The organism is Kitasatospora sp. NPDC052896, from assembly GCF_044547075.1.
In the GTDB taxonomy this organism is placed as follows: Bacteria; Actinomycetota; Actinomycetes; order Streptomycetales; family Streptomycetaceae; genus Kitasatospora.
Map to the genome: position 1 here is coordinate 1 of NZ_JBITZU010000054.1, position 10,019 is coordinate 10,019.

General features: G+C 73.0%; 8 protein-coding genes and 1 pseudogene. 1 reads left to right on the forward strand and 8 read right to left on the reverse strand.

Going from position 1 to position 10,019, the window contains the following annotated elements; all coding sequences use genetic code 11:
* The 8 genes and pseudogenes from ACIGXM_RS37025 to hpnC all read right to left on the reverse strand — a co-directional run.
* Positions 1-136 (reverse strand): annotated as a pseudogene (locus ACIGXM_RS37025) (4-hydroxy-3-methylbut-2-en-1-yl diphosphate synthase); the annotation flags it as partial.
* A gap of 139 nt (positions 137-275) precedes the next feature.
* Positions 276-1,307 (reverse strand): adenosyl-hopene transferase HpnH, encoded by a 1,032-nt coding sequence (gene hpnH, locus ACIGXM_RS37030; RefSeq protein ID WP_396568524.1) that lies wholly within the window; start codon positions 1,305-1,307, stop codon positions 276-278.
* A gap of 2 nt (positions 1,308-1,309) precedes the next feature.
* Positions 1,310-2,002 carry a 1-hydroxy-2-methyl-2-butenyl 4-diphosphate reductase gene (locus tag ACIGXM_RS37035; RefSeq protein WP_396568525.1) on the reverse strand — a complete coding sequence of 231 codons (693 nt, stop codon included), beginning with the start codon at positions 2,000-2,002 and terminating at the stop codon, positions 1,310-1,312.
* On the reverse strand, positions 1,999-3,951 hold the full coding sequence (shc, locus tag ACIGXM_RS37040; RefSeq protein WP_396568529.1) for a squalene--hopene cyclase: 1,953 nt from the start codon (positions 3,949-3,951) through the stop codon (positions 1,999-2,001). The genes ACIGXM_RS37035 and shc overlap by 4 nt, the downstream gene beginning before the upstream one ends.
* A 151-nt stretch (positions 3,952-4,102) precedes the next feature.
* The gene (locus ACIGXM_RS37045) at positions 4,103-5,200 is read right to left on the reverse strand and encodes a polyprenyl synthetase family protein (RefSeq protein WP_396568526.1); all 1,098 of its coding nucleotides are present in this window, start codon (positions 5,198-5,200) and stop codon (positions 4,103-4,105) included.
* A gap of 74 nt (positions 5,201-5,274) precedes the next feature.
* Positions 5,275-6,693: a hydroxysqualene dehydroxylase HpnE gene (gene hpnE, locus ACIGXM_RS37050; RefSeq protein WP_396568527.1), complete on the reverse strand. Its 1,419-nt coding sequence runs from the start codon at positions 6,691-6,693 to the stop codon at positions 5,275-5,277.
* A gap of 109 nt (positions 6,694-6,802) precedes the next feature.
* Positions 6,803-7,660 carry a presqualene diphosphate synthase HpnD gene (hpnD, locus tag ACIGXM_RS37055; RefSeq protein ID WP_396568530.1) on the reverse strand — a complete coding sequence of 286 codons (858 nt, stop codon included), beginning with the start codon at positions 7,658-7,660 and terminating at the stop codon, positions 6,803-6,805.
* A gap of 41 nt (positions 7,661-7,701) precedes the next feature.
* Complete coding sequence (gene hpnC / locus ACIGXM_RS37060; protein WP_396568531.1) at positions 7,702-8,670, reverse strand: squalene synthase HpnC; 969 nt, start codon at positions 8,668-8,670, stop codon at positions 7,702-7,704.
* A gap of 690 nt (positions 8,671-9,360) precedes the next feature.
* On the opposite strand from hpnC, the gene ACIGXM_RS37065 reads away from it, so the two are divergent.
* Entirely contained in the window at positions 9,361-9,849 is a 489-nt protein-coding gene (locus ACIGXM_RS37065; protein WP_396568528.1) for a hypothetical protein, read from the forward strand.
* Positions 9,850-10,019: the final 170 nt, after the last annotated feature.

Sequence of the window (10,019 nt, forward strand, 5' to 3'; positions counted from 1 at the left end):
TCGTGGTCATCGACTGCACCGACACCGGCGCGTCACCACCCACCGGGACGTTCCCGACCATGATCTGCCGGGACACCCGGCGAGTCGCCAGCGGCAGATGCGGAAGGGACGGAATACCGAGCGAGATCGCGGTCATGGCTGTGCTCATCCTCGTTCATGCGGTCGTGTGCTGGTGGTGCCATCGTCCGGCCCGGAGCGACGGCCCGTCGTGCTGGACGGCGCCTTCGGGGGGCCCACCCGGCGCACGCTGGAGCACGCGCGCCGGGGGTGGACTGCTACTGGGGGCCCCGGGTGCCGCCCACGGTCTCGCGGGCCGCCCGCAGCGACTCCTTGAGCGAGCCCATGGTGGCGAGCACCGCCGTCGGCTCGTACCCGCAGTGCGCCATGCAGTTCTCGCAGCGCGGGTCCCGACCGCGGCCGTACTTCGACCAGTCGGTCTTCTCGATCAGCTCGCGGTAGGTCGGGACGTACCCGTCGGCCATCAGGTAGCAGGGTCGCTGCCACCCGAAGAGCGAGTAGTTGGGGATGCCCCAGGCGGTGCACTCGAAGTCGACCTTCCCCTCCAGGAAGTCCAGGAAGAGCGGGCTGTGGTTGAGCCGCCAGCGGCGGCGGTTGCCACCGGCGAAGGACTTCCGGAACAACTCCCTGGTCTGCTCCACGCCGAGGAAGTGCTCCTGGTCGGGCGCCTTCTCGTAGGCGTAGGCCGGGGAGATCATCATCTCGTCGACCTTGAGCTCGTCGTTGAGGTAGTCGAGCACCTCGATCACGGTCTGCGGCGTGTCGGTATTGAAGAACGTGCTGTTGGTCGTCACCCGGAAACCGCGGCGCTTCGCCTCCTTGATGGCCTCCACCGCCTCGTCGAAGGTCCCCTCCTTGGCCACCGACTCATCGTGCCGTTCGCGCAGCCCGTCGATGTGCACGGTGAAGGTGAAGTACGGCGAAGGAGTGAACTTGTCGAGTTTCTTGCGCAGCAGCAGCGCGTTCGTGCAGAGGAAGACGTACTTCCGCCGTTCCACCAGCTGGCGCACGATCTCGTCGATCTGCGGGTGCATCAGCGGCTCGCCACCGGCGATCGACACCATCGGCGCGCCCGACTCCAGGACCGCGCCGACCGCCTGGGCGACCGGCATCCGCTGCTTGAGCACGCCGGCCGGGTGCTGGATCTTTCCGCAGCCCTCGCAGGCGAGGTTGCAGGCGAAGAGCGGCTCCAGCTCGACGATCAGGGGGAACTTGTCCCGCCGCTTGAGCAGCTTCTGCTGCATGAGATAGGTACTGACCCGCACGGTCTGACGCAGCGGCATGGCCATGGCTAGCTCGCCTCCTGGGGGAGCGTCGGCTTGGAAGAGTGGGTCGACAGGAAGACCTCGGGGGACCGTGGCCGAGCCCGCGGCGCGGGTGCGGCGACCGCTCGGTGCCAGCCGAGCAGGGCGGGGGCGGCGGCGCGCAGCGCCCGCCAGGCGCGCAGGCCGGCCGGCAGCGTTCCCGGGCGCAACAGCTCGCGCCCGGGGGTGTCCACCACCACCCGGACCGCGGCCGCCGGAAGCCCGGCCGGCAAGCGGCCGAGCACCGCGGCGGACTCCATGTCCACCGCGAGCGCCCCGGCCCGGTGCAGCCGCCCGCGCTCCGGACCGCGCACCACGTGGTCGGTGGAGTGCAGCACCCCACGGCGCACGGTCAGGCCCAGGGTGCGCAGCCCCTCGGCGAGCGCGTCCGGGGCGGCCACCGGCCAGGCGGTGCCGGCGGCGTCGCGCACCTCGTCGGCGACCAGCAGGTCGCCGGGGGCGGGCCCGGGCGCCACCGCCGCGCAGAACCCGGTCACCACGACGGCACCGTAGCCGCCGGCCGCGAGCAGCGCGTCCGCCGTACGGCCGGCGCGGACCGGGCCGAGACCGGTCCGCGCCAACACCGGCGGGCCGTGCAGCGCCTGCGCCCAGTCGGCCCGACGCAGCGCCCACTCCTCGGGAGCGAGCGCGCAGAGCACCAGTAGCGGAGCGCCGGTCATGTCGCCCGCCCCCCGCCCAGCAGCGGGTTGCCGTTCAGGTAACGCCCCAGCGCGGTGACCGGGAACACCAGCCGGTACAGGTGGTAGTTGATCGAGAAGTCCCACGGGAACCCGGTGCCGGTGAACTGCGGCTCGTCCCAGCTGCCCGCCGGCAGCTGGGTGGCGGCCAGCCAGCGCACGCCGCGCTCGACGGCGGGGGTACCACCGCCACCCTCCGGCGCGTACCGGCCGCCGGGCCCCTCGCCCGCCGCCAGCAGCGCCATCAGCGCCCAGGCGGTCTGCGAGGCGGTCGACTCGCCGCGACCGGACCAGGTCTCCGGGTCCTCGTAGGAGCGCATGTCCTCGCCCCAGCCGCCGTCCGGGTTCTGCCGCTCCTCCAGCCAGCGCACGGCACGCCGGATCGCCGGATCGGTCGGCGGGACCCCCGCGGCGATCAGTGCCGGCACCACCGAGCCGGTGCCGTAGATGTAGTTGGTGCCCCAGCGGCCGAACCAGGAGCCCTCCGCCTCCTGGTTGCGCAGCAGCCAGTCCACGCCCCGGCGGGTCCGCGGGTCGTCGGCCCTGCCGACCTCGGCGAGCATCTCCACCACGTGGGCGGTGACGTCGGCCGAGGGCGGGTCGACCACCTCACCGAAGTCGCAGAACGGCAGCTTGTTGGGGAGCGTGCTGGTGTTGTCCACGTCGAACGCGCCCCAGGCGCCGTTCTTGGACTGCATGCCGAGGTTCCACTGGACGCCGCGCCGCACCGCGCCCGCCACCCGTTCCGGGTCCGGATGGACCACCCGGCGCAGTGCCAGCACCACCTCGGCGGTGTCGTCGATGTCGGGATAGGTGTCGTTGTGGAACTCGAAGGCCCAGCCACCCGGGGGCAGTGAGGGCCGCTGCACCGCCCAGTCGCCGCGGGTGGTGATCTCCTCGCCGAGCATCCAGTCGGTGGCCCGGACCAGTGCCGGGTGGTCGCCCGGCAGCCCGGCGTCGACCAGCGCGATGGTGGCCAGGCAGGTGTCCCAGACCGGGGACTGACAGGCCTCCAGCCAGCGCCGACCGTCCTCGGTGTGCACGGTGAAACGGTCGAAGGCGGCCAGCCCGGCCTTCATCACCGGGTGGTCGAGCTCGTAACCGAGCAGGTGCAGGGCGATCAGCGAGTAGACGGCGGGCGGCTGAATGCCGCCCCAGCAGCCGTCCGCCTCCTGGCGCTCGACGATCCAGCGGCCGGCCTGGCTCAGCGCCAGTCGGCGCAGCGGGCGCACCGCCCGCTTGTGGTAGGCGTGCAGCACCAGGTCCAGGCGTTCGAAGAGGCCGTCCCAGCTGGCGGGCGGGGCGAGCGGGCGCAACGGGAACGGGTTCGCCGGGTCGGTGTGCAGCTCGGTGAGGCTGAACGGCGCCGGACGGACCGGGCGGTGGGCCGACACCACGGTCAGCGGCACGATGGTCTGCCGGGCCCAGCAGCCGAAGGCGTAGATGTTCAGGGGGAGCCACTTCGGCAGGAACATGATCTCCGGTGGCATCTCCGGCAGCCGCTCCCAGGGCCACCAGCCGAACAGCGCCAGCCAGATCCGGGTGAAGACCCGGGTCGCCGCGATTCCGCCGGCCTCCCGGACGTACCGCGCCGCGGCCAGCATGTGCGGGTCCTCCGGCCGGTCCCCCGCCAGGCGCAGCGCGACGTAGGCCTCGACGGTGGTGGAGATCTCCGGCGGACCGCCGTGGAAGGTCCCCCAGGTCCCGTCCGCGCGCTGCTGGGAGCGGATCCAGTCAGCGGTGGCGGCGGTCTGTTCCGCGGTCCGGATTCCCAGGAACTGGCGGAGTAAGAGGTCCTCGGCGTCCATCGTCACATTGGTCTCGAGGTCGCCCTTCCACCAGCCCTCGGAATCCTGCAGGGACAACAGGTGCGCGGTGGCCCGGTCGAGGGTGTCCTGGATCGCCGCTCGGTCCGGGGGTGAATCCTGCACTGGTGGGGTGTCCTCCGGCTCCCCGTCAGGCCAACCGCCCTCGGGCGGCGGGACCAGTCGGGGCAGCGCCGGCGGCCGGTCTTCCACCGCGACCGGCTCGGGATCGTACTCAGGGTCGAGCCGGCCGTCCGCGGTTGCTGTCAACGTAAGGTCACCTCTCTCGTACCACCACGAATTCGGCGAGCGCGACGAAGTTTCCGCGCACCTCGTCGGTCATCGGCACCTCGTCCAGGGCGGCGAGGGCGGTCTTGTGCCGGCGGCGGGCCTCCTCCTGGGTCCAGGCCCGGCCGCCCGCCTGCTCGATCAGCGCGGCCCGGGCGGCCAGCGTCTGCTCGCTCTCCTCACCACGGCCGACCGGGTCGGCCAGCTGTTCGGCGAGCCGGCGCGAGGCGGTGCCGCCCTCCGCCAGCGCGGCCGCGACCGGCAGCGACTTCTTGCGCTGGCGCAGGTCACCCCAGTGCGGCTTGCCGGTCACCTCGGTGGCGCCCCAGATGCCGAGCAGGTCGTCCACGGCCTGGAAGGCGAGCCCGAGATGGTGGCCGTAGCGCTCCAGCGCGTCGGCGGTCCGGTCGTCGGCGCCGGCCAGCACCGCGCCGATCGCGGCGGCGGCGGCCAGCAGTGCGCCCGTCTTGCCGGCCTCCATCTCCAGGCACTCCTCGACCGAGACCACGTCGCGCTGCTCGAAGGAGAGGTCGCGGGCCTGCCCGTCGATCAGCTTGCGGGTGGCGGTGGTGAGCAGCCGGACCGCCCGGGCGGCGTCGGCCGGGGTCGCCGCCGAGCCGCCGCGCGGGGTGGCGGCGTCGAGCAGGACCTCGGTGCCGAGGGTGGCCAGCGCGTCGCCGACCAGGATCGCCTGGGCCGGCCCGAAGACCGTCCAGGCGGTGGCCCGGTGCCTACGGGTCTCGTCACCGTCCATCAGATCATCATGCAGGAGCGAGAAGTTGTGCACCAGTTCAACGGCCACCCCGCCAGCTACTCCGGCAGCTGCGGGGGCGCCCGCCGCCTCCGCCGAGAGCAGGGCGAGCGCCGGGCGCACGGCCTTGCCGCCGTCCCCCGCGACCGGCCTGCCGGTGCGGTCGGTCCAGCCGAAGTGGTAGGAGGCGACCGCGTCCATCGGGGGTGCCAGCTGGGCCACCACGGCGCGCAGCGGCGGCGTGCAGAGCGTACGGCCGCGTGCCAGCAGCTCCGCTACCGAGACGGGCTCGGCCTGCGCCGTCACTCCGTTGGCCGTACCGGGACGTGCCTCCACGTAGCTTCCCTCTCCCTGAGGTGGTGTGCGGATGTCTGTGCTGGTCGGGGGTGGCGCGGGGTTGGTCGGCGCGGTCACCGGGGCCACCGCCCGTCGCCGCGGTCCACCGGGGTCCGCTCACCGGCGGCGGCCAGCGCGGCGTCCGCGGCGGCATGGCCGCTGCGCACCGCCCCCTCCATGGTCGCGGGCCAGCCGGTAGCGGTCCACGAGCCGGCCAGCAGCAGTCCGGGCACCTTGGTCCGGGCCCCAGGGCGAAGCGCGGCGGTGCCGGGCGCCGGGTCGAAGGTGGCGGTGCGCTCCCGGGTGACGAAGAAGTCCAGCACCTCGGCGTCCCGGGCGGCCGGCAGCAGACGTGCCAGCTCCGGCAGGTAGCGGGCACGCAGCTCGGCCACCGGTAGGTCGATCTCGTCCCGCACCGCGGACTGCGACAGCGCCAGGTACTGCGCGCCGGGACGGGTCCGCGACAGGCCCGAGTGCGGGGTGCGGTCGAAGACCCACTGCACCGGTGAGTCCAGCGCCGCGAAGAACGGCTGGCGCAGCACCCGGCGGTCGTACACCACGTGCACGTTGAGGATCGGCGCGGTGCCCAGCTCGGCCAGCCGCCGCTGTCCGTCCAGCGAGCCGGCCGGCAGCAGCGCGGCGGCGGCGTCCTGCGCGCCGGCCAGCACCACGGTGTCGGCGCTGAGCAGCTCGCCGCTCTCCAGCCGGACGGTGTGCTGCGGCCCGCCCTCGGCGGACACCGGCTTGAGCTCGACGGCCCGGGTGCGCAGCCGGACCTGGACGTCCAGGGCGGCGAGCGCGGCCAGCGCCGCGTCGTGGTGCAGGGCGCCCAGCGGCACGGTGGCGACACCGATGTCCGAGGCGCCCGGGTCGGAGAGCAGGCCGGTCTTGAAGACCATCGCGGCCAGCGCCAGCGAGACCTCGTCGGCCCGGGCGTTCAGGGTGGCCACCCCGACCAGGTCCCAGAGCGCGGCGAGGGTGCGCTCGTTCTGCCCGTGCGCACGCAGCCACTCACCGAACGAACGGCCGTCCAACGCCGGATCCGCGAGGTCGAGCCGCTGCAGCGCGAGCGCGCCACGGACCACCCGCAGCCGGTCGGCCGGCGACAGGTGCGGATAGCCGGCCAGGCTGCCGGCCAGGTGCAGCGGCACCGGCAGCCCGGCCCGGCGCAGCCGGCCCAGCCGGTGCCGCCCATCGGCCACCGAGAGCACCGGCACGTCCAGCCGGGGCTGCAGCGCCACCTGACCGGCCGCGCCCAGCCGGTCGACCAGCCCGCGGTAGGCCGTGCAGCAGCGCAGGAAGACGTGCTGGCCGTTGTCCACGGTCAGCTCGCCGCGGCGGAAGGAGAAGGCCAGACCGCCCAACCGCGGCCGGGTCTCCAGCAGGGTGACCCGCCGGCCGGCCTCGGCCAGCCGCAGCGCGGCGGTGAGGCCGGCCAGACCGCCGCCGACCACCACCGCCGAGCGGTGCCGAGCCTCGACTCGCCCGGTCATCCGCGCCCCCCGTCGTTCGTGTTCCACCCGATCCCGATCCCCGCGGACAACAACCACGCCCCCCTGGGTGATTCCCCGCTGGTGGAGGGCGATGAGATGTGCGCGAGGCTCAAGAACGGCCTCCGGCCAGACCGGAGAGCGCGACGTACGCCTTCTCCCAGCCCGGCAGCGAGACCCGGCCGCGCAGCACCGACTCCGGCTCGGCGGCGATCCGCCCGAGCAGCCGGTGGTAGATCCCGGCCATCGCCGCGGTGCAGGCCCGGCTGCGCCGGTCCAGCATCGGCAGCAGCCGCAGCCCCTCGGCGAAGTAGCCCTGGGCGCGCTCGGCCTCGAACGCCACCAGACCGGTGAAGTCCGCGCCGCGCGGCGGCCGGGACAGCGCGAAGCCCTGCTCGCAGCCGAACCGGGCGAGGTCCTCGGCGGGCAGGTAGGTCCGGCCGTTGATCGCGTCCTCGCGCAGGTCACGCAGGATGTTGGTGAGCTGCAGCGCGAGCCCGAGGGTGTCCGCGTACTCCGCGCCGCGCTTGGGCTCCTCACAGCCGTAGACGCCCAGCGAGAGCCGGCCGATCGAGCCCGCCACGCAGCGGCAGTAGACCTTGAGGTCCTCGAAGGTCTGGTACTCCGCACCCCGCAGGTCCATCTCGACGCCGTCGATCAGCTCGTCGAAGGCGTCCAGCGGGATCGCGAAGCGGCGAGCCGCGTCGGCCAGCGCGACCTTGATCGGATCGGTGTCCTCCTCGGCCACCGCGCCGGCTCGGACCTCGTCCAGCAGCGCGCGGGTGGCGAGCAGCTGCTCGGTCTTGCGCTCGGGCGGCAGCTCGCCGTCCCCGATGTCGTCCACCCGTCGAGCCAGCGCGTACAGCGCCGACATGGCCAGCCGCTTCGGCTCCGGAAGCAGCCTGATGCCGTAGCTGAAGTTGCGGGCCTGCAGCGCGGTGACCGCCTCGCAGTACCGGTAGGCCGCCATGACCTGCGAGGACGCCAGTGGTGATGCCGCCACTGGGGCGTTCACCTTCCCTTCGCGAAGATGGCCGCCGCCTTCAACGCGAGGCGGCGCTTGTCGGGCTTCGGCTGCTTGGCCAGCACGTCGTACCCGGCGGCCTCGATCGCCGCCAGGGTCGCGTAGCCGCCCGCGGTGAATCCCGCCAGGAGCAGTCGGAGCCTTCCGTGAACCGTACCCACCAGCGGCGCGCCGCGGTCGAGCAGGGTCCGGGCCCGGGCTGCCTCGAAGGCCACCAGTTCGCGCACGCGAGGTCCGGCGGTGGGCGCGGCAAGGTCCTCCTCGGTCACCCCGAACCGGGCCATGTCCTCGGTGGGCAGGTAGATCCGGCCGCGGCCGAAGTCCTCGGCGACGTCCTGCAGGTGCTCGACGACCTGCAGCGCGGTGCAGACGGCGTCCGAGCGCTCGATCCGCTCCGGGGTGGCGACCCCGGCGATGGCCAGCACCAGCCGGCCGACCGGGTCGGCGGAGAGCGTGCAGTAGCCGACCAGGTCCTCGAAGGTCGCATAACGGGCGGTGCTCTGGTCCACCCGGTTGGCCTCGATCAGCCGGCGGAACGGCTCCGGCGTCAGCGCGTGCCGGTCCACCAGCGGGACGACGGCGCGGAGCAGCGGGTGCCGGGGCGGCTCGGCGGTCGACCCGTCGCCGGCGACGCTGCCGGGAAGCGCCAGCTCGAAGGCCCGGTCGAGGTCGCGTTCGAGGGCGTCCAGCAGCGCCAGCCGGAAGGCCGTGCCGTCCGGCTCCCCGGCCGGCACCGCGGCCCCGAGCAGCGCGGCCGTGCCCGCCGGGTCGGCGAGATCGCCGTCGCCCGCGTCGTCGACCAGCCGGGCGAAACCGTAGACGGCCATCAGATCGTCCCGCCAGGCGGCGGGCAGGAAGGCAGGAGCGACCGGGAAGTTCTCCCGGGCCGCCTTGTCCAGGGTGTCCCCCGCCGGCTGGCTCCCTGCGTGGATCGAAGACTGGGCCGAGGCCGTCACTGCCGTCACTCCCCCGTTCTACACCGGTGTTGACCATGAATCCGACTCGGACACTCCCCCAGCCTCCGGCCGGGTGGTGCCCCCACCCCACCCTCCGGCGGGCGCGTGCGCCATCCCACCCTCCGGCGGGCCTGTGCGCCATCCCACCCTCCGGTAGGACTGTGCGCCATCCCGACATCCGGCTGGTGGTACCCGACCCCGGCCGTCGCCGGCTGGAAGATCCTCCCTCACCGGCCCGGCCCGAAACCCCGGTGTACCCCGTCCCCCAGCCCATGGCTCGGGGACGGTCGGGCCCCCAGCCTGACATCTCGGACGCCCGGCCGGAAATCCGCCCCCGGCGCGCCGGTCCCGCTCACTCGCCCGGCGCACAGGTGGAGGCTTCGGGATGGCCCGGCATCCACAGGCACAGCACACTCAGTCGCCCCGGCCACAGCAGATCCCCGAGGCCGCTTCAGTCGAACTTCCCCATGAGGAGGATCACGTTTAGCTCAGGAGAGATCACGCTGCGCACACGGAAGTTTCCTCCCGTCACCAGTTCCACCAAGCCCCATAAAACTCTTGGTAATTATGGAGGCATCAATTCCGGATGATGGATGAAAAACAACCCTACGCTCGGCCGTCTGTACGCCTAACATCGGACCGGTTCCGCGACGCGGACCTGCAAAATAAAGATCGGGAGGGGAAATGACAATGACCAAGCGCCTCACCAAGCGCCTGGCAGCTGTTGGCGTGTCAACGGGCGCGGCGGTGGCCATGCTGTTCGCAAACAGCCTGCCCGCTGCGGCGGCCAGCCAGACGATGGCTCTCAACGACGCAGCCTACGGTTGCGGCTGGGCGTCGACCTCCAGCTCCGTCCACCTCGTCTTCCAGTGCGACGGGAATCTGGTGCTGTACCGCAACAGCGACGGCCACGCGATGTGGGCGTCAGGGTCCTACAGCAGCGGGGGCAGCCAGCCGAATACCATCAGGTTCCAGAACCGCGGCTTCGTCGAGCTGACGATGGGCCTCGCCAACGTGTGCGGCTTCGGCGACAACAGCATCGGCCACGACGCCACTGGCGGGTACGCCGTGGTTCAGGACGACGGAAACTTCGTCGTCTACACTTCCGGCGGCTCCGCCGTCTGGCAGTCCGGCACGTATGGCAATCAGCAGGGCTCGACGAACGCGTGCAATTTTTGAGACCACGCCGTGCGGCGCCCAGCCAAATGAGCCGCTGACTCAATCAGCCGTTCGGTGGGCCTGAAATAGAGCCGTGGGGGGGGGGGGGGGGGGGGGGGGGGGGGGGGGGGGGGGGGGGGGGGGGGGGGGGGGGGGGGGGGGGGGGGGGGGGGGGGGGGGGGGGGGGGGGG